Raw genomic sequence first — 17759 nt, forward strand, 5'->3', positions numbered from 1 at the left:
CCCGGGGATGCCGCAGAGGTTTGCTTTACTGTCGCCCGGCAGTGTCGCCAGGATCAGGCCTTGGCGCGCTGCTCCAGCACTTCCACGGCCGGCAGGACCTTGCCCTCGACGAACTCGAGGAAGGCGCCACCACCGGTGGAAATGTAGGAGATCTGCTCGCCGATGCCGTACTTGTCGATAGCCGCCAGGGTATCGCCACCGCCGGCGATGCTGAAGGCGGAGCCTTCGGCGATGGCCTTGGCCAGGGTCTTGGTGCCTTCGCCGAACTGGTCGAACTCGAATACGCCCACCGGACCGTTCCACAGGATGGTCTTGGAGGTTTTCAGCAGCTCAGCGAACTGGGCGGCGGTCTTCGGACCGATGTCCAGGATCATGTCGTCGTCGGCCACGTCAGCGATGTCCTTGACGGTGGCGACGGCGGTCTCGGCGAACTCCTTGGCAACCACCACGTCCACCGGCAGCGGCACGCTGACCTTGGCGGCGATGGCCTTGGCGGTGTCGACCAGGTCGGCCTCGTACAGCGATTTACCGACCTTGTGGCCGGCCGCGGCGAGGAAGGTGTTGGCGATGCCGCCGCCGACGATCAGCTGGTCGCAGATCAGCGCCAGGCTGTTGAGCACGTCGAGCTTGGTGGAGACCTTGGAACCGGCAACGATGGCGGCCATCGGGCGCGCCGGGTTGCCCAGGGCCTTGCCCAGCGCTTCCAGCTCGGCGGCCAGCAGCGGGCCAGCGGCGGCAACCTTGGCGAACTTGGCCACGCCGTGGGTGGAACCCTCGGCGCGGTGGGCGGTGCCAAAGGCGTCCATGACGAACACGTCGCACAGGGCGGCGTATTGCTGGGCCAGCTCGTCGGCGTTCTTCTTCTCGCCCTTGTTGAAGCGCACGTTCTCGAACAGCACGACTTCACCCGGCTTCACGTCGACGCCGCCCAGGTAGTCCTTGACCAACGGCACGGCGCGGCCCAGAGCCTTGGACAGGTAGTCGGCAACCGGCTGCAGGCTGTTCTCTTCGGAGTACTCACCTTCGGTCGGGCGGCCCAGGTGCGAGCAGACCATCACCGCCGCGCCCTTCTCCAGGGCCAGCTTGATGGTCGGCAGCGAGGCCAGGATGCGCGCGTCGCTCTTGACCACACCGTCCTTCACCGGAACGTTGAGGTCTTCGCGGATCAGCACGCGCTTACCTTGGAGGTCGAGGTCGGTCATCTTCAACACGGTCATGACAGTCAGTCCTGTTGGGGCTGTTTGATTAACGTTCGGTAGCAGCGACCTGCAGGAAGTGCCCTGCGGTGTCGAGCATGCGGTTGGCGAACCCCCACTCGTTGTCGAACCAGGCCAGCACGTTCACCAGGCGGGGGCCGGAAACGCGGGTCTGGCTGCCATCGACGATGGCCGAGTGCGGGTCGTGATTGAAATCGCAGCTGGCGTGGGGCAACTCGGTGTACGCCAGCAGGCCTTTCAGCGGGCCTTCGGTGGCGGCCTGGCGCAGCACGCGGTTGATCTCTTCGGCGGAGGTATCGCGGGAGACCTGCAGGGTGATGTCCAGGGCCGAGACGTTCACTGTCGGCACCCGAATGGCTTTGGCCTGGATTCGCCCGGCGAGTTCCGGCAGCAGGCGCTCGATGCCACGCGCCAGCCCCGTGGACACCGGGATCACCGACTGGAAGGCCGAGCGCGTGCGGCGCAGGTCTTCGTGGTGGTAGGCGTCGATCACCGGCTGGTCGTTCATCGCCGAGTGGATGGTGGTGATCGAGACGTACTCGATGCCCACGGCCTCGTTCAGCAACTTGAGCAACGGCACGCTGCAGTTGGTGGTGCAGGACGCGTTGGATACCAGCGTCTCGGCGCCGGAGAGGCCCTGCTGGTTGATGCCGAAGACCACGGTGGCATCGATGTCCGCCTCGCTGGCCATCGGTTGGGAGAACAGCACCCGCGGCGCTCCGGCGCCGAGGAAGCGCTCGCCGTCAGCGCGGGTGTTGTAGACACCCGAGCATTCCAGCACCAGGTCGATGTCCAGGGCGCGCCAGTCGATGGCCTCGGGCTCGGCTTCGCGGAATACCTTCACACAGTCGCCGCCGACATGCAGGCAGCCGTCGGCCACGCTCACCTCGCCGGGGAAGCGGCCGTGGGTGGAGTCGAAGCGGGTGAGGTATTCCAGGCTGGCCAGGTCCGCCAGGTCGTTCAGCGCGACGATGGAGAAATCAGCCTTGGCGCCGCGCTCGTGCAGGGCACGGAACACGCAGCGGCCGATACGGCCATAGCCGTTGAGGGCAACTCGGTAAGGGCGCTTGGACATTGTTATCCCTAGGTGATCGCTGCCGGGGCGTGATGCGCCCCGGCAGGTTCAGGCGCTCGTCAGGCCTCGAGCAGCTCGGCGGCGACTTCCAGCACGTTCTCGACGGTGAAGCCGAAGTGCTCGAACAGCGCCGGGGCCGGGGCCGACTCACCGAAGGTGGTCATGCCGATCACGCGGCCTTCCAGGCCAACGTACTTGTACCAGTAGTCGGCGTGGGCAGCTTCGATGGCGATACGCGCAGCCACCTGGACCGGCAGTACGGCCTGCTTGTAGCCGGCGTCCTGCTGGTCGAAGACGCTGGTGGACGGCATGGAGACCACGCGTACCTTGCGGCCTTCGGCGCTGAGCTTGTCGAACGCCTGGACGGCCAGGCCGACTTCGGAGCCGGTGGCGATCAGGATCAGTTCCGGCTCGCCGTCGCAATCCTTCAGCACGTAGGCACCACGGGCCACGTCGGCCAGTTGGGCGGCGTCGCGCGGCTGGTGCGGCAGGTTCTGGCGGCTGAAGATCAGCGCAGACGGGCCGTCGGCGCGCTCGATGGCGTACTTCCAGGCCACCGCGGACTCTACGGCATCGGCCGGGCGCCAGGTGTCCAGGTTCGGGGTCAGGCGCAGACTGGCCAGCTGCTCGATCGGCTGGTGGGTCGGGCCGTCTTCGCCCAGACCGATGGAGTCGTGGGTGAACACGTACAGCACGCGCTGCTTCATCAGGGCGGACATGCGCACCGCATTGCGGGCGTATTCCATGAAGATCAGGAAGGTCGCGCCGTAGGGAATGAAGCCGCCGTGCAGGGCCACGCCGTTCATGATGGCGCTCATGCCGAACTCGCGTACGCCGTAGAACAGGTAGTTGCCGTTGGCGTCGTCGGCACTCACGCCCTTGCAGCCTTTCCACAGGGTCAGGTTGGAGCCGGCGAGGTCGGCGGAGCCGCCCAGCAGTTCCGGCAGCAGCGGGCCGAAGGCGTTCAGGGCGTTCTGGCTGGCCTTGCGGCTGGCGATGGTCTCGCCTTTCAGCGCGACGTCGGCGACGTAGGCGGCGGCCTTCTCGGCGAAATCGGCCGGCAGCTCACCAGCAACGCGGCGCTCGAACTCGGCGGCCAGTTCCGGGTGTGCGGCCTGGTAGGCGGCGAAGCGCTTGTTCCACTCGGCTTCGCGGGTGGCGCCGGTGTCCTTGGCGCTCCACTCGGCGTAGATGTCGGCCGGGACTTCGAACGGCGCGTGGTTCCAGCCCAGTGCGGCGCGGGTGGCGGCCACTTCGTCGACGCCCAGAGCAGCGCCGTGGCTTTCTTCCTTGCCCTGCTTGTTCGGCGAGCCGAAGCCGATGATGGTCTTGCAGCAGATCAGGGTTGGCACGTCGCTCTTGCGGGCGGTCTCGATGGCGGTCTTGATCTCGCCGGCGTCATGCCCGTCGACGTTGCGGATCACCTGCCAGCCGTAGGCTTCGAAGCGCTTGGGGGTGTCGTCGGTGAACCAGCCGTGGACTTCACCATCAATGGAAATGCCGTTGTCGTCATAGAAGGCGACCAGCTTGTTCAGGCGCAGGGTGCCGGCCAGCGAGGCGACTTCATGGGAGATGCCCTCCATCATGCAGCCGTCGCCCAGGAAGGCGTAGGTGTAGTGGTCGACGATGCTGTGGCCGTCGCGGTTGAACTGTGCGGCCAGCACCTTCTCGGCCAGCGCCATGCCCACGGCGTTGGCGATGCCCTGGCCCAGCGGGCCGGTGGTGGTCTCGACGCCAGCGGTGTAGCCGTATTCCGGATGGCCCGGGGTACGCGAGTGCATCTGGCGGAAGTTCTTCAGGTCATCGACGGTGACGTCGTAACCGGTGAGGTGCAGCAGCGAGTAGATCAGCATCGAGCCATGACCGTTGGACAGCACGAAGCGGTCGCGGTCAGCCCACTGCGGGTTGCTCGGGTTGTGCTTGAGGTAGTCGCGCCAGAGGACTTCAGCGATATCCGCCATGCCCATGGGGGCGCCGGGATGGCCGCTGTTGGCTTTCTGCACGGCGTCCATGCTCAGTGCGCGGATGGCGTTGGCTCGCTCACGACGGCTGGGCATCGCTGAATCTCCTGCGGGGCTGCTTCGAAAGATCGAAGGGAATGAAAAAAGGCCGGTATTTTCGCCCAGCCAGGCCCTGCGGGGCAATGACAGATCAGCAGATGCCTGATGCAAGGCACACGCACAGACCGTCCACCTGGTCAAAAACCACTCATCCGCCAATATCAAAACTTTTTGATACAGCTATTGCCCACCCCGAAAGCCACGACTAGACTGCGCGACCTATGAGTCTGCGCCTGCCCGAAATCCGCCACGACGATTGCGACCAGCTGGCTGCCCTGTGCAAGGCCGGCGGCGATCCGCTGCGGCTGAACGTCCTGCGGGTGCTGGCCAACGATTCGTTCGGCGTACTGGAGCTGGCGCACATCTTCGGCGTCCGCCAATCGGGCATGAGCCACCACCTGAAGGTGCTGGCCCAGGCTGGCCTGGTGGCCACCCGCCGCGAAGGCAACGCGATTTTCTATCGCCGCGCCCTGCCCCAGAGCGAAAGCCTGGGCGGCACGTTGCACGGCGCGTTACTCGAAGAAGTGGACGAACTGGCACTGGCCGATGACGTCAGTGCCCGCGTCGATGGCGTGCACGCCCAGCGTGCCGCCGTGAGCCGGGACTACTTCGCGCGCAGCGCGGAGAAGTTCCAGGCGACCCAGGACCTGATCGCAGGACTGCCGCAATACCGCGAAAGCGTGCTGGCATTGCTCGATGCACTGAGCTTTGCCCCCGGCGCCACGGCGCTGGAAGTCGGCCCCGGCGACGGCGGATTCCTCCCCGAGCTGGCCCGGCGTTTCGATCAGGTCACGGCGCTGGACAACAGCGAGACCATGCTCGAGATGGCGCGACAACGTTGCGCCAGCGAAGGTTTGAACAACGTCCGGCTGCGGCTGGGCGACGCCCTGCAGGATGTCGACGACGCGGCGGACTGCGTGGTGCTGAACATGGTGCTGCATCACTTCGCCGCACCGGCGGAGGCCGTGAAGCAGCTGGCGCACCTGGTAAAACCCGGTGGCAGCCTGCTGGTGACCGAACTCTGCAGCCACGACCAGAGCTGGGCCCGCGAGGCCTGTGGTGATCTCTGGCTGGGGTTCGAACAGGAAGACCTGGCCCATTGGGCCGATGCCGCCGGGCTCGCGTCCGGCGAAAGTGTGTACATCGGTTTACGTAATGGCTTTCAGATCCAGGTACGGCACTTCGCCAAACCGGATTCACGAAGCGTCCTCACCCACCGGTAAAAGATAGGAACCGTTAGATGAGCGAATACTCAGTTTTCACCTCTGAATCCGTCTCCGAAGGTCATCCCGACAAGATCGCGGACCAGATTTCCGATGCGGTGCTCGACGCCATCATCGCCAAGGACAAATACGCCCGCGTGGCCTGCGAAACCCTGGTGAAGACCGGTGTCGCGATCATCGCCGGCGAAGTCACCACCTCCGCCTGGGTCGACCTGGAAGACCTGGTGCGCAAGGTCATCATCGACATCGGCTACAACAGTTCCGACGTCGGCTTCGACGGTGCCACCTGCGGCGTGCTGAACATCATCGGCAAGCAGTCGGTGGACATCAACCAAGGCGTCGACCGCGCCAAGCCGGAAGACCAGGGCGCTGGCGACCAGGGCCTGATGTTCGGCTACGCCAGCAACGAAACCGACGTGCTGATGCCCGCCCCGATCTGCTTCTCCCACCGTCTCGTGGAGCGCCAGGCCGAGGCCCGCAAATCCGGCCTGCTGCCGTGGCTGCGCCCGGACGCCAAGTCCCAGGTCACCTGCCGCTACGAAGGCGGCAAGGTCGTCGGTATCGACGCCATCGTCCTGTCCACCCAGCACAACCCGGAGGTCAGCTACAAGGACCTGCGCGAAGGCGTGATGGAGCTGATCATCAAGCAGGTGCTGCCGGCCGAACTGCTGCACAAGGACACCCAGTTCCACATCAACCCGACCGGCAATTTCGTGATCGGCGGCCCGGTGGGCGACTGCGGCCTGACCGGCCGCAAGATCATCGTCGACTCCTACGGTGGCATGGCCCGTCACGGCGGCGGCGCGTTCTCCGGCAAGGACCCGTCCAAGGTCGACCGTTCGGCTGCCTACGCCGGCCGCTACGTGGCGAAGAACATCGTTGCCGCTGGCCTGGCCGAGCGTTGCGAGATCCAGGTGTCCTACGCCATCGGCGTGGCCCAGCCAACCTCCATCTCGATCAACACCTTCGGCACCGGCAAGATCAGCGATGACAAGATCATCCAGCTGGTCCGCGAGCATTTCGACCTGCGTCCGTACGCGATCACCAAGATGCTCGACCTGCTGCACCCGATGTACCAGCCGACCGCGGCCTACGGCCACTTCGGTCGCAACCCGTTCGAAATGACCTACGGTGACGACACCTTCACCGCCTTCACCTGGGAGCGCACCGACAAGGCTGCCGCCCTGCGTGACGCCGCCGGCCTGTAAGACCCGGTAGCAGGAAAAGCCCCGCCTCGGCGGGGCTTTTTCGTTTCCGTGCTCCCACAAACCGTCGCGAAGAATCCACGCCCATCCCGGCGTCGAGCACCGCTTCCCAGTCCTAGCCTTGCGAGTTTCCGCCGCCCGGACGCCAGCCATGCTTCGCCTTGCCCTCGCCTTCCTGCTTTGCCTTCCCCTCGTCGCCAAGGCCTGCCCCGACTGGCCGGCCGAGCAGGCACTCCGGCAGATCGATGCGCTCCGTGCACAGCTGAAGCAGTGGGATGACGCCTACCACCGCGACGGCCAGTCGCCGGTCGCCGACGAACTCTACGACCAGGCCCGCGAGCGCCTGCTGCAATGGCAGGCGTGCTTCCCGCGAGTCCCTGCCGCCCCCGAGGCGCCGCTGGCCAGCAGCGCCGGGGAGGTGCGGCACCCGTTCGCGCATACCGGACTCGACAAGCTTCCCAATGCCTCGGCCGTGCGCACCTGGCTGGCGCGCCGCAGCGACCTCTGGGTGCAGCCCAAGGTCGACGGCGTGGCAGTCACGCTGATCTACGGCAACGGCCGGTTCACCCAGGCGATTAGCCGCGGCGACGGCACCCGCGGGCAGGACTGGACTGCCAATGCGCAGCGGATTGCCGCCATCCCCAAGGAATTGCCCGACACGAACAGTGAGCTGGTACTGCAAGGCGAGCTGTACTGGCGCCTGCCGCAGCATGTGCAAGCGCGGAACGGCGGTATGGGCGCACGCGGCAAGGTTGCCGGACTGATGGCGCGCAAGGAACTGGATGACGAGGGCGCGCAGATCGGCCTGTTCGTCTGGGAGTTGCCGGACGGGCCGCTGGAGATGCCCGAACGCCTGGAGCGCCTGCGCCAACTAGGACTCGGCGACAGCGCCGCGCTCACCGAAGCGGTTACTGGCCTGCCGGATATAGAGGCCTGGCGCGAGCGCTGGTATCGCCAGGCGCTGCCTTTCGCCAGCGACGGCATCGTCATCCGCCAGGGCCGCCGACCGCCGGGCAAGGCCTGGAGCACACAGACACCGGGCTGGGCGGTGGCCTGGAAGTACCCGCATCAACAGGCACTGGCCGAGGTGCGGCGCGTGGAGTTCAAGGTCGGCCGCAGCGGGCGGGTGACACCGGTGCTGCATCTCGCCCCCGTGGAGCTGGATGGCAGGACCATCCGGCGCGTCGGCGCCGGCTCGCTCAAGCGCTGGCGCAGCCTCGATATCCGGCCCGGTGATCAGGTCGCCGTTGCCCTCGCGGGGCTGACCATCCCGCGCCTGGACGGCGTGGTCTGGCGCTCGCCGACTCGCCCCGAAATGGCTGCCCCCACGGACGACCAGTTCAACGCCCTGTCCTGCTGGAGGCCCGATGAGGGCTGCGAGGAACAGTTCCTCGCTCGACTCGATTGGCTGGGCGGCAAGCATGGCCTGGGGCTTTCCGGCGTCGGCCCAGGTACCTGGCGGCGCCTGCACGAAGCCGGCCTGCTGACAGGACTGCTCGATTGGATGCCCCTGACACCAGAGCAATTGAGCCAGGTGCCCGGCCTGGGCGAGCGCAGCGCCGCCACCCTGCACCAGCAGTTCCAGCTGGCTCACCAACGCTCGTTCACCGCCTGGCTGCGCGCACTCGGCGCGCCCTCCCCCAATGCTCATCCAGCGGGGGAAGACTGGTCCGCACTGGCCGCCCGCGGCGCTTTGCAGTGGCAGGAGCAACCGGGCATCGGCAAGGTCCGTGCGATGCAGCTGGAGGCTTTCTTCAAGGCGCCGGAGGTCGTGCAACTGCGGGAGCGGCTACACGACCTCGGTATCACCGGCTTCTGAGCGCCTCAGCGCATCTGGAAGGCTTCCTGATGGAAGCGGTTGCCCGGCATGCCCTGGCGGCGCAGGTCACGGCGCAGCAGTTCGGCCAGCGCCTGCGGACCGCAGAACCAGACGCTCGGCCAGCGCCCCTGCGCTCCGGGTTTCACGCCCAGGTCGGCCGCCTGCAGGTAGCCTTCGCTTTCGCTGTAATGCACGCGCAGATCGATGCGCGGCAATTTCGCGCACAACTCACGCAGGCGACCGGCGTAGATCGCGTCGGACGGCGAACGCACGCAGTACAGCAGTGTCACTTCCGGGCAGTCATCCGGCCGCGCCTGTAACGACTCGAGCCAAGCCAGGAACGGCGTGATGCCGATACCTCCGGCGATCCACACCTGCCGCTCGCCCTTGTCACGACGGAAATCGAAGCGGCCGTAGGGCCCTTCCACCTTCACCGGATCACCGACCTTCAGGGCATCCTGAAGGCGCTGTGTGTAGTCCCCGAGCGCCTTGATGCTGAAGCGCACCTCGCCATTGCCCTGGTCGCCGCTGGAAAGGGTGAAGGGATGCTGCCCCTCCAGGCGATTACAGGTGAGGAAGGCGAACTGGCCGGCACGATGCTGCCAACGGCCCTGCAGCTTGCAGGTCACCTCCAGCATGCGTTCGCCGGGGCGCTCGAGCGCTATCACGACGCCGTCATGGGTGCGCTGACGGCCGATCTGCCCGGCGAGCGACCAGAGCGCGCAGAGGCTGCCCACGGCGGCGCAGAACGCCACGAGCCAGCCGACTGGCTGAGTCCAGTAACCCGCCGGCGCCAGCACCACGCCATGGAAGGCGAGCACCAGGTAGACCACCGCGAGGGTTTTGTGGACATAGCGCCACAGGTGGTAGGGGAAGCGTTGCCAGAGGGTGATGACCAGCATCGCCGCCAAAAGCCAGGCCGACCATTCGCCCAGGTCCTTGGCCGAGCCGCGGAACGCGTCGAGGAAGGTTTCCACCCGCGGCCCCTTGGCCGGCTTGGCGATGAACTCGGCGAGCAGCGGCCCGCCCAATTCCATCAGGTAGTGCAGCAGGCCCAGCACGATGGCCAGGATGCCCGCCCATTTGTGCGCGCGGTACATGCGGTCGAGGCCGTCGAGGGGCTTTTCCAGCCAGACAGGGCGCACCGCCAGCAGCATGATCAGTGACATCAGCGCGAAGGATGCGACACCCGTGAAGAGAATGGCCTGCTTGCGCAGGACCCAGATGTCCAGCGTCGCCGGTGGGTCAATGGCCAGCGCCAAACCAAAGGTGGCCGTCACGGCCAGCAGTACGATCCAGATGAGTTTCATGAGTCCTCCTTGGGGGCGCCAAAGCAGCGAGCCCAAGCGGAAGCTGAAGGATTCTTCTGAATCATCCCTTAATTCTGTATGGACTTTCGCCCGGTATCGGCAATGCCATGACCCATGTCAAAAGCATCGTCCTTCGATATGCTCGGCATATTCCTACAAGTAAGTCGTAACATGCGCCTGCGAGTCCTCTCCGACCTCCACCACGAACATTTCCCCGACGGCCGCCGCGAACTACCGCAGGCCGCTGCGGACGTTATCGTGCTGGCCGGAGACATTCACGAGCACCTGCAAGGCCTGCACTGGGCGCGCGAGGAATTCCCCGACAGTGAAATCATCTACGTCGCCGGCAATCACGAGTTCTATCACTCCGACCTGCCCGAGCTGACTCAGAGCATGCGCAACCTGGCCCGTGCGCTGGACATCCATTTCCTCGAAAAGGATTCGGTGATCCTTAGCGGTGTCCGCTTCCTCGGCACCACGCTATGGACGGACTTCCAGCTCTACGGCGAAAGTGCGTCGGAACTGGCCTGCGAGCAGGCGCAGCTACTGATGCCGGATTTCAATACGGTGGATTACTTCACCCAACCCTTCACACCCCGGATGAGCCAAGCGCTGCATGGCGCCAGCTGCGAGTGGCTAGATGCGGAGCTGGCCCAGCCCTTCCAAGGCCCGACGGTGGTGGTGACGCACCATGCGCCCAGCGCCCGTTCGATTCCTTCGCACTACGTCGGCGACGCCCTGTCACCCGCCTTCGCCTCGAACCTGGAAAGCCTGGTCGAGCGCTGCGATCTATGGATTCACGGGCACGTCCACGAGTGCCTGGATTATCGAGTTGGCCGGGGGCGGATCGTCGCCAACCCCGGCGCCTACCCCGGTGAGTACAGCGGTTTCGATCCCTGTCGGGTGATCGAACTCTAGAACGGTGGCTCGCTATGTGGCGGTTCGCCGGGTGACAGCTCGCTGAAGAAACGCCAGATCTCTGCAGGTCCATCCAATTGCGGGTCGACCTGACCGAGCAGGCGTGGCGGCCGGTAAAGCGGCTGCGAAATCAGGTGCCCGCCACCAAACACCGTCACCAGCTCAACCGGCGGCCCGCCGCTGTCTGCCCAACGTTGCCGCTGCGTCCATACCGGACCGGGCTGGGTCAGCTTGTCCACCTGTGGCGCACCGCCCTGACCGTTACGCCGCGCCAGCGCGAGAGCAGAATCCTCGGCGGAGAGCACATTGCCGCGGTCACCGAAGCCGAACAGCGTGACCCGGCCACCTGCATAGGGATTGATCGGGTCCCGCGTGCCATTCATCAACAGCGCAGCCTTGGGCGCTTCAGCAGGACGACAGGCGTCGTTGTCGGTGCTCGGCAGGCTGGCAGCCACGGCAGCGACACCGTCGACCTTGTCCGGCGCCTCGGCAGCCAGGCGCAGCGCCATCTGCCCGCCATTGGAGTAGCCAGTGACGAACACTCGCTCCGGGTCGACGCCGCGCTCGCGCCGCAGGCTGTCGATCATCAGCGAGAGAAAGCCGACATCGTCGATGTTCAGGCGCCGCGCGCTGTAGGAAGCGGCCCGCCGACAGTCGTTCCAGTGCCCTTCGAAACCATCGGGATACAGCACCAGGAAGCCATCACGGTCGGCCAGCGCGTCGAAGCGATAGCCGCTGTCGCGGCGCATGCGCTCGCCGTTACTCTGCGAGCTGTGCAGCACCACCAGTAGCGCCGGGCGCTCTGCCAGTTTCTGCGGCACGTAAAGGACATAACTGCGGCGCCGTTCGCCCTGGCGCACCGAAGCATCCTCGCTGCTGCCGGTCAGCGCCGGTCGCGACTTCAGTTCACCGGGCACGTACCACCAACCGCCCACCAGCAGCGCCAACACCAGCAGCGCGATGAGTGCCTGCACGATCCGCATCGCCACCCGCATACCGCCTCTCCTTGCCCGCCTGGCGGGCCTTGCGAGTCCCGGCCGTCTTCTGAGGCAATCGAGCGGGGGCAATTGTCCTGGGGCAGCCCCTCGCCCGCCCGTCCATGGCAAACTCTAGCCGTTGACTCCAACGTCATAGTGTTTGGTAACCAAGGACTCCGAAAATGTTCCGAAGCTCTGCCCTGATGGCCGCCGTTTTCGCCTTCGGCTGTGCAAGCCCGCTGTTTGCCGCCGATGCCGCCAAGCAACCGCTGACCGGCTGCGCCGCCAAGCGCGCCGCCATCGAAACCCAGCTCGAACAAGCCAAGGCGCAAGGCAACGGCAACCGCGTCGCCGGCCTGCAAACTGCCCTGGAGAAGGTGAAAACCTATTGCACCGACGCCAGCCTCACGCAGGAGCGCAAGCAGAACGTGCTGGAGGCGGAGAAGGAAGTCGCCCAGCGCGAGAAGGACCTGCGCAAGGCAATGAGCAAGGGTGACGCGGAGAAGATCGAGAAGCGCAAGGACAAGCTGGCCGAAGCTCGCACCGAACTGGAACAGGCCAAGCGCGAGCTGGAGGAGTAAGCGTATCGCTGTAGGAGCGGATCTTATCCGCGATCCGACTGACAGCTCGGTCTGAGCGCTGCGCGGATAAGATCCGCTCCTACAAAAGCGCGCTTAGAGCGCGCGGAATTTCTTGTGGCAGGCTTCGCAGGCATCTTCCACCGCGGCGAAGTCCTTGCGCACACCCTCGGGAGTCGGCGCAGCATTGCGGGTGTTCTCGCCCAGCGTGCCGACGGCCTGCTCGAAGGTCTTGGCGTCGGCCTGGAACTCCAGCTGACGCTGCCAGATTTCCGCCTTGGCGCGGGTGTCGTCGCTTTCTACCTGGTCCGCCGGCGGCTGGGTGGTGGGGAAGTACTGCCAGGGCTTGTCGGCCAGCTCGCCGAGCTTGGTCGAGTTCGCGCGGAACTTGTCCGCATCGAAGGGGATGCGTCCGCGCAGCATGCCACCCATGTCTTCGCTGGTCTTGAGCATCTCCTTGAACACCGCCTGGCGCTTGTATTCCGGTGAGTTCGGGTCCTGGCGATGGCAGCCGGCGAGCGCGGTGCCGGCGAGCAGCAGAACGAGCAGGGTCTTCAACTTCATGGGGGACTCTTGTAGGACGGCTGGACACGGAAGCGCCGGATTATCCGCCCCGATCCCCGAATGATCCAGACCGGCCGCCCGCCGCTGCGGCCATCCGCCGCAGCACCGTGCCTTTCGTTCAGCTGCCGTTCAGGTGCGCTCAGGTCAGGCCGAGACGACGAAGATCGCGATGATCAGCGCCATGCCGGCAAACCACACCAGCGAGCGCAGCAGCGCCAGGTCGGCGATGTAGAAGATCAGGTAGAGCAGCCGGCTGGTGACCCAGGCGATGGCCAGGCGGTCGATGGTGGCGGGTTCGGCATTGTTCACCACGTAAGCGATGATCGCTGCCGCGGCGAACGCCGGGGTCACCTCGAAGCTGTTCATCTGGAAGGCATTGGCGCGCTTGCGGTAGCCCTCCAGGGTGGCGAGGAAGGTACGCGGGTCGTGGTTCTGCCGGGGACCGAAACCGCCGCCGGTGAACTTGGCGATGCTGGTGCCGACGTAGGGCAGGAAGATCGCGATCAGGACGCACCAGAAGGCAATGGGCATGGAGGAGTCTCGTCGAGGGGGAAAGCGCGCAGCTTAGATCAAGGCTGCACACCGCGTCCTTGACCGGCTTGGCGGCTTGCCCCGTAGCCGGGGCCAATCCTCAGAGCTTCATCACCAGCATGCCCGCCAGTACCAGGCTGCAAGCAGCCAGGCGCGGCAGGCCGAAGGGTTCCTTGAGGAAGCGCATGCCGAACAGCACCACCAGCAACACGCTGGTTTCGCGCAACGCGGCGGCCTCGGCGATGGAGCCCAGTTGCATGGCCCAGAGCACCAACCCATAGCTGAGCAGCACGCAGAAGCCAACACTCAGACCCAGCTTCCAGTCATTGATCCAGAACTTGGCGAAGGCCCGCGTCCGCCCGAACAGCGCCACCAGCGGGAACGGCAAGCCGGACAGCAGCGAGAGCCAGACCAGATAATCCAGCGGCTTGGGCCAGAGCTTCAGCGCGTTGCCGTCGGTCCAGGTGTAGCTGCCGATGCACAGGCCCATCAGCAGCACGGTGGGATAGGCGATCCACGGCAGCTTCGAACCGCCGCCGCCCTTGAGCAGGAACAGCATGCCGACCGGGATCAGCAGGATGCCGAGAATCTGCTTGTCCGTCAGGTGCTCGCCGCCGAAGGTCAGGGTCAGCGCCAAGACCACCAAGGGCGACAGGCCGCGCATCAGCGGGTAGACCAACCCGAGGTCGCCAACCTTGTAGGCCTGGATCAGCAGCACCCGGTAGACCAGCTGCAGCGACACGGCGGCCAGCAGCCAGGGCCAGACGGCGGCGGGAGGAATCTCGATCCAGGGCAGCACGACCAGCGCAGCGGCCAGGCCGACCATGTCCATGCAGGCGACCACCAGCAGGCGGTCGTTGCTGAATTTGACGAGGGTGTTCCAGGTGGCGTGCAGCAGGGCGGCCAGCAGCACCAGGGTAGTGGCGAGCACGAAAACGAACTCCTGGTATAGACCAGTCCAATTCTACCCCGAGCGCCCCCACTGCCGGCAAGCACCGAGTGTTTAGGACATTTCCATCTGACTGATCAGCCAGAACTGGCCTAGACTGGGCCTTTTCGCCTGCACGAGCACCTGCCATGCCACGCCTGATCAAGTTCCTGACTGCTTATATCCTCGTCACCCTGCTCTCCGGTTGCGGCTACAACGCCATGCAGTCCGGCGACGAAGGGGTGAAGGCCGCCTGGTCGGAAGTGCTCAACCAGTACCAGCGGCGCGCCGACCTGATTCCCAACCTGGTCAGCACCGTGAAGGGCTACGCTGCCCATGAGGCCAGCGTGCTGACCCAGGTGACCGAGGCACGCGCCAAGGTCGGCAGCACCACCATCAACGCCGACCAGTTGGACGATCCGGAAGCGATGCAGCGCTTCCAGCAGGCCCAGGGCCAGCTCAGCTCGGCGCTGTCGCGCCTGCTGGTGGTCTCCGAAAACTACCCGCAGCTCAAGGCTGACGGCCTGTTCAAGGACCTGCTGACCCAGCTCGAAGGCACCGAGAACCGCATCACCGTCGCCCGTGGCCGCTACGTGAAGGCCGTGCAGGAGTACAACGTGATGATTCGCCAGTTCCCGCAGGTGATCACCGCGAAGATCTTCGGCTACAAGCCCAAGGCCAACTTCAGCGTCGAGAACGAAGCCGCCATTTCCACCGCGCCTAAAGTGGACTTCGGCAACGCGCCGGCGCAGCCCGCGCAATGACCCTGCCGCGCTGGCTGCTGGCCGCCCTGCTGCTGTGCTGGGCGGCCCTGCTGCAAGCCGCGCCGGTCGCCATCCCGCCGCTCAGCGCCCGCGTCACCGACCTCACCCAGACCCTCGATGCGGGCCAGCGCGCGCAGCTGGAAAGCCAGCTCGCCGGCCTGGAGCAGCGCAAGGGCGCGCAGCTGGCCGTGCTGCTGGTTCCCAGCACCGGCGAGGACAGCATCGAGGACTACGCGGTACGCGCTTTCGAGCAGTGGAAGCTGGGCCGCAAGGGCGTAGATGACGGCGTGCTGCTGGTGGTCGCCAAGAACGACCGTACCCTGCGTATCGAGGTCGGCTACGGGCTGGAAGGCACCATCACCGACGTGCAGGCCGGACGGATCATCCGCGAGCAGATCGTTCCCTCCTTCCAGAAAGGCGACTTCCCCGGCGGCATCCAGGCCGGCGTGAACAGCCTGATCGCACTGATCGAGCCGCCGGTCAACGCTGCCACTCCGGACAGTCCCGACGACGAGCTGCCGCGCACCGGCCCGGCGGAGAACTACAGCGACACCTACTCGAACCAGAACGCCAGCAGCGTCGAGGAAATCCCGCCCACCCGCCTGGCTGCGATGCTTGGCCTGCTGATCGGTGTGCCACTACTGGGCATGCTGCTGCCGATGTCCTGGATGCGCCAGCGCAGCATGGGCCGTTACCTGCTGTGCAGCGCGGTAGTAGGCGCCGCAGCCTCCGGCGTATTGCTGTTGAGCGAAGCAAACCCCGCGGCGCTGCAACAACAGATGATCGGCGCCTTTTCGATCCCGCTGGTGCTGTACATCTTCTTCCTGCCGCCGATGTGGCTGACCATGGGCGTGCTGCAACTGCTGATGAGCATCCTCAGCTCCATCGGCCGGGGTGGTCGTGGTGGCGGTGGAGGGGGTGGCGGCTTTCGTGGTGGCGGTGGCTCCAGCGGCGGCGGCGGTGCCTCCGGCCGCTGGTAACTCCCGCTGAGAATTACAGGGCGGCGACGCCCTGTTCTTCCTCGCGGATCGAGCGCAGCACCTGGCGCTGCAGCTCGATGAACTCGGCGCTGGCGGCCATGTCCTCGTGGCGCGGGCGGCCGAGCTTTACGTCGAAGGTGGTCTTGATCCGCCCCGGCCCCAGGCCCATCACCACGATGCGGTCGGACAGGTAGACCGCCTCTTCCACGTCGTGGGTGACGAACATCACCGTCAGTCGATGGGTTTCCCAGATGCGCGTCAGCAGTTCCTGCATCTGGTGGCGGGTCATGGCGTCCAGCGCACCGAAAGGCTCGTCCATCAGCAGGATCTTCGGCCGGTAGGACAGCGCGCGGGCAATCGCCACGCGCTGCTTCATCCCGCCGGACAGTTCGTTCGGATAAGCCTCGGCGAATTTCGTCAGCTTCACCAGCTCCAGGTGCTCGTCGGCGATCTCGCGGCATTGTGCGCGGGACAGGCCGGCGGCCTTGAGCGCGAACTCGACGTTCTGCCGCGCCGTGAGCCAGGGCAACAAGGTATAGGACTGGAACACCACCCCACGGTCCAGGCCCGGCCCGGTGATCGGTACGCCGTCGACCCGCACGCTGCCACTGTCGAACTCCTCCAGGCCGGCAGCGATGGACAGCAGCGTGCTCTTGCCGCAGCCCGAAGTGCCGACGATGGAGACGAACTCGTTGTCCGCCAGGGTCAGGTCGATGTTGCGCAGCACCTCGCGGCGCTCCTTGCCGACCGCGAAGCTCTTGTTCAGGCCGGTGATTTCCAAGGTCGCCATCAGCTGCGCCTCCGGTTGTAACGGAACAGGACCTTCTCGCCGGCACGCATGGCCTGGTCGGTGACCAGCCCGAGGAAGCCGAGCAGGAGGATGTAGCCGATGATGGTGTCGGTCTGGAAGAAGCGCTGGGACACGGTGATGCGGTAGCCCAGGCCCGAGGTCGCGGCCACCAGCTCGGCCAGTACCAGCCAGGTCCAGGCCCAGCCAAGACTGATCCGCAGCGCATCCCAGATGCCCGGCAACGCGCTGGGCAGGACGATCTTCAGGAGAATGCGGCGATCCGGCATGCCGAGCGTTCGGCCGAGGCCGACGAAATCCGCCGGCACGCGCTTGATCGCGTCCATCACCATCAGCACCTGCTGGAAAAAGGTACCGATCCAGATAATGAGGAATTTCTGGAAGTCGCTGGTGCCGGCCCAGAGGATGGTCAGCGGGACGAAGGCGACTACCGGCATATAGCGCACGAAGTCCACCAGCGGCTCGGTCGCGGCCTTCCAGAAGCCGTAGCAACCGGCGAACACGCCGATCACGATGGACATCGCCGAGGACACCACAAAGGCCACGGCGATGCGGTACACGCTGACCTTCAGGTCCGACCACAAGGTACCGTCGGCGGCCAGCTTGAGCATGCGTGCCCAGACGTCGCCGGGCGCGGGAAGGAAGATTTTCGGTACCGCGCCGCTCGCCCCGGCCAGCCACCAGAGCAGCGCCAGCAGGACGAACACGGCGCCGCCGATGAGCAGGAAATGGCGCTGCGCGATCGGCTTGCCGATGGTGAACAGCGGGTTGGATTTGCGGGCTTTCATGTCGGGCTCGTCGA

Annotated in this window: 17 protein-coding genes; 7 read left to right on the plus strand and 10 right to left on the minus strand. The window is 65.8% G+C overall.

All coding sequences use genetic code 11. From position 1 onward, the window contains the following. Nucleotides 1-53 precede the first annotated feature (53 nt). The 3 genes from FAS41_RS15000 to tkt are packed head-to-tail and all read right to left on the minus strand — an operon-like array spanning nucleotide 54 to nucleotide 4349. A complete protein-coding gene (locus tag FAS41_RS15000; RefSeq protein WP_138523551.1) occupies nucleotides 54-1217 on the minus strand; it encodes a phosphoglycerate kinase in 1164 nt (387 codons plus the stop codon). A gap of 28 nt (nucleotides 1218-1245) precedes the next feature. Beyond that, nucleotides 1246-2292, minus strand: coding sequence for an erythrose-4-phosphate dehydrogenase (gene epd / locus FAS41_RS15005; protein ID WP_138523553.1), 1047 nt, complete (start codon nucleotides 2290-2292; stop codon nucleotides 1246-1248). A 59-nt stretch (nucleotides 2293-2351) separates the two neighbouring features. Further along, on the minus strand, nucleotides 2352-4349 hold the full coding sequence (gene tkt / locus FAS41_RS15010; protein ID WP_138523556.1) for a transketolase: 1998 nt from the start codon (nucleotides 4347-4349) through the stop codon (nucleotides 2352-2354). A gap of 224 nt (nucleotides 4350-4573) precedes the next feature. Here tkt and FAS41_RS15015 point away from each other — a divergent pair, with 224 nt between their 5' ends. The 3 genes from FAS41_RS15015 (at nucleotide 4574) to ligB (ending at nucleotide 8599) form a co-directional block, all read left to right on the plus strand. Further along, nucleotides 4574-5575 (plus strand): ArsR/SmtB family transcription factor, encoded by a 1002-nt coding sequence (locus FAS41_RS15015; protein WP_138523558.1) that lies wholly within the window; start codon nucleotides 4574-4576, stop codon nucleotides 5573-5575. A gap of 17 nt (nucleotides 5576-5592) precedes the next feature. Then, entirely contained in the window at nucleotides 5593-6783 is a 1191-nt protein-coding gene (gene metK, locus FAS41_RS15020) for a methionine adenosyltransferase (protein WP_081515406.1), read from the plus strand. 148 nt (nucleotides 6784-6931) lie between these two features. Next, nucleotides 6932-8599 (plus strand): NAD-dependent DNA ligase LigB, encoded by a 1668-nt coding sequence (ligB, locus tag FAS41_RS15025; RefSeq protein ID WP_138523560.1) that lies wholly within the window; start codon nucleotides 6932-6934, stop codon nucleotides 8597-8599. Nucleotides 8600-8604: 5 nt separating this feature from the next. Here the strand turns inward: ligB and FAS41_RS15030 are convergent, their stop codons facing one another. Then, nucleotides 8605-9909, minus strand: a complete 1305-nt coding sequence (locus FAS41_RS15030; RefSeq protein ID WP_138523562.1) for a ferredoxin reductase family protein — start codon at nucleotides 9907-9909, stop codon at nucleotides 8605-8607. A 171-nt stretch (nucleotides 9910-10080) separates the two neighbouring features. On the opposite strand from FAS41_RS15030, the gene FAS41_RS15035 reads away from it, so the two are divergent. Next, nucleotides 10081-10827, plus strand: coding sequence for a metallophosphoesterase (locus FAS41_RS15035; RefSeq protein ID WP_138523564.1), 747 nt, complete (start codon nucleotides 10081-10083; stop codon nucleotides 10825-10827). Here FAS41_RS15035 and FAS41_RS15040 read toward each other — a convergent pair. Beyond that, nucleotides 10824-11822, minus strand: a complete 999-nt coding sequence (locus tag FAS41_RS15040) for a CE1 family esterase (RefSeq protein WP_138523566.1) — start codon at nucleotides 11820-11822, stop codon at nucleotides 10824-10826. The two genes, FAS41_RS15035 and FAS41_RS15040, sit on opposite strands and share 4 nt — an antisense overlap. A 164-nt stretch (nucleotides 11823-11986) precedes the next feature. On the opposite strand from FAS41_RS15040, the gene FAS41_RS15045 reads away from it, so the two are divergent. After that, a complete protein-coding gene (locus tag FAS41_RS15045; protein ID WP_138523568.1) occupies nucleotides 11987-12385 on the plus strand; it encodes a DUF1090 domain-containing protein in 399 nt (132 codons plus the stop codon). Nucleotides 12386-12478: 93 nt separating this feature from the next. On the opposite strand, the gene FAS41_RS15050 is transcribed toward FAS41_RS15045, so the two are convergent. From FAS41_RS15050 to FAS41_RS15060, 3 genes are all read right to left on the minus strand, one after another. Further along, complete coding sequence (locus tag FAS41_RS15050; RefSeq protein ID WP_138523570.1) at nucleotides 12479-12946, minus strand: c-type cytochrome; 468 nt, start codon at nucleotides 12944-12946, stop codon at nucleotides 12479-12481. A gap of 144 nt (nucleotides 12947-13090) precedes the next feature. Next, complete coding sequence (locus FAS41_RS15055; RefSeq protein WP_138523572.1) at nucleotides 13091-13477, minus strand: MAPEG family protein; 387 nt, start codon at nucleotides 13475-13477, stop codon at nucleotides 13091-13093. A 100-nt stretch (nucleotides 13478-13577) separates the two neighbouring features. After that, nucleotides 13578-14408, minus strand: coding sequence for an EamA family transporter (locus FAS41_RS15060; protein ID WP_138523574.1), 831 nt, complete (start codon nucleotides 14406-14408; stop codon nucleotides 13578-13580). A gap of 146 nt (nucleotides 14409-14554) precedes the next feature. Between FAS41_RS15060 and FAS41_RS15065 the strand changes: the two genes are divergently transcribed. Both FAS41_RS15065 and FAS41_RS15070 read left to right on the plus strand, forming a co-directional pair. Beyond that, nucleotides 14555-15169, plus strand: a complete 615-nt coding sequence (locus FAS41_RS15065; RefSeq protein WP_138523576.1) for a LemA family protein — start codon at nucleotides 14555-14557, stop codon at nucleotides 15167-15169. After that, on the plus strand, nucleotides 15166-16149 hold the full coding sequence (locus FAS41_RS15070) for a TPM domain-containing protein (protein ID WP_138523578.1): 984 nt from the start codon (nucleotides 15166-15168) through the stop codon (nucleotides 16147-16149). Before FAS41_RS15065 ends, FAS41_RS15070 begins: the two co-directional genes overlap by 4 nt. Nucleotides 16150-16162: 13 nt before the next feature. On the opposite strand, the gene FAS41_RS15075 is transcribed toward FAS41_RS15070, so the two are convergent. Continuing rightward, the gene (locus tag FAS41_RS15075) at nucleotides 16163-16939 is read right to left on the minus strand and encodes an ABC transporter ATP-binding protein (RefSeq protein WP_138523581.1); all 777 of its coding nucleotides are present in this window, start codon (nucleotides 16937-16939) and stop codon (nucleotides 16163-16165) included. Next, complete coding sequence (locus tag FAS41_RS15080; protein WP_138523583.1) at nucleotides 16939-17745, minus strand: ABC transporter permease; 807 nt, start codon at nucleotides 17743-17745, stop codon at nucleotides 16939-16941. Before FAS41_RS15080 ends, FAS41_RS15075 begins: the two co-directional genes overlap by 1 nt. Nucleotides 17746-17759: the final 14 nt, after the last annotated feature.

The sequence above is a fragment of the Pseudomonas nicosulfuronedens genome, from assembly GCF_005877905.1.
Taxonomy (GTDB): Bacteria; Pseudomonadota; Gammaproteobacteria; order Pseudomonadales; family Pseudomonadaceae; genus Pseudomonas; species Pseudomonas nicosulfuronedens.

What these genes read in the sequence shown, in the direction of transcription:
- FAS41_RS15000 (WP_138523551.1), bottom strand. Translation starts at nt 1,217, where the DNA reads ATGACCGTGTTGAAGATGACCGACCTCGACCTCCAAGGTAAGCGCGTG.
- epd (WP_138523553.1), bottom strand. Translation starts at nt 2,292, where the DNA reads ATGTCCAAGCGCCCTTACCGAGTTGCCCTCAACGGCTATGGCCGTATC.
- tkt (WP_138523556.1), bottom strand. Translation starts at nt 4,349, where the DNA reads ATGCCCAGCCGTCGTGAGCGAGCCAACGCCATCCGCGCACTGAGCATG.
- FAS41_RS15015 (WP_138523558.1), top strand. Translation starts at nt 4,574, where the DNA reads ATGAGTCTGCGCCTGCCCGAAATCCGCCACGACGATTGCGACCAGCTG.
- metK (WP_081515406.1), top strand. Translation starts at nt 5,593, where the DNA reads ATGAGCGAATACTCAGTTTTCACCTCTGAATCCGTCTCCGAAGGTCAT.
- ligB (WP_138523560.1), top strand. Translation starts at nt 6,932, where the DNA reads ATGCTTCGCCTTGCCCTCGCCTTCCTGCTTTGCCTTCCCCTCGTCGCC.
- FAS41_RS15030 (WP_138523562.1), bottom strand. Translation starts at nt 9,909, where the DNA reads ATGAAACTCATCTGGATCGTACTGCTGGCCGTGACGGCCACCTTTGGT.
- FAS41_RS15035 (WP_138523564.1), top strand. Translation starts at nt 10,081, where the DNA reads ATGCGCCTGCGAGTCCTCTCCGACCTCCACCACGAACATTTCCCCGAC.
- FAS41_RS15040 (WP_138523566.1), bottom strand. Translation starts at nt 11,822, where the DNA reads ATGCGGGTGGCGATGCGGATCGTGCAGGCACTCATCGCGCTGCTGGTG.
- FAS41_RS15045 (WP_138523568.1), top strand. Translation starts at nt 11,987, where the DNA reads ATGTTCCGAAGCTCTGCCCTGATGGCCGCCGTTTTCGCCTTCGGCTGT.
- FAS41_RS15050 (WP_138523570.1), bottom strand. Translation starts at nt 12,946, where the DNA reads ATGAAGTTGAAGACCCTGCTCGTTCTGCTGCTCGCCGGCACCGCGCTC.
- FAS41_RS15055 (WP_138523572.1), bottom strand. Translation starts at nt 13,477, where the DNA reads ATGCCCATTGCCTTCTGGTGCGTCCTGATCGCGATCTTCCTGCCCTAC.
- FAS41_RS15065 (WP_138523576.1), top strand. Translation starts at nt 14,555, where the DNA reads ATGCCACGCCTGATCAAGTTCCTGACTGCTTATATCCTCGTCACCCTG.
- FAS41_RS15070 (WP_138523578.1), top strand. Translation starts at nt 15,166, where the DNA reads ATGACCCTGCCGCGCTGGCTGCTGGCCGCCCTGCTGCTGTGCTGGGCG.
- FAS41_RS15075 (WP_138523581.1), bottom strand. Translation starts at nt 16,939, where the DNA reads ATGGCGACCTTGGAAATCACCGGCCTGAACAAGAGCTTCGCGGTCGGC.
- FAS41_RS15080 (WP_138523583.1), bottom strand. Translation starts at nt 17,745, where the DNA reads ATGAAAGCCCGCAAATCCAACCCGCTGTTCACCATCGGCAAGCCGATC.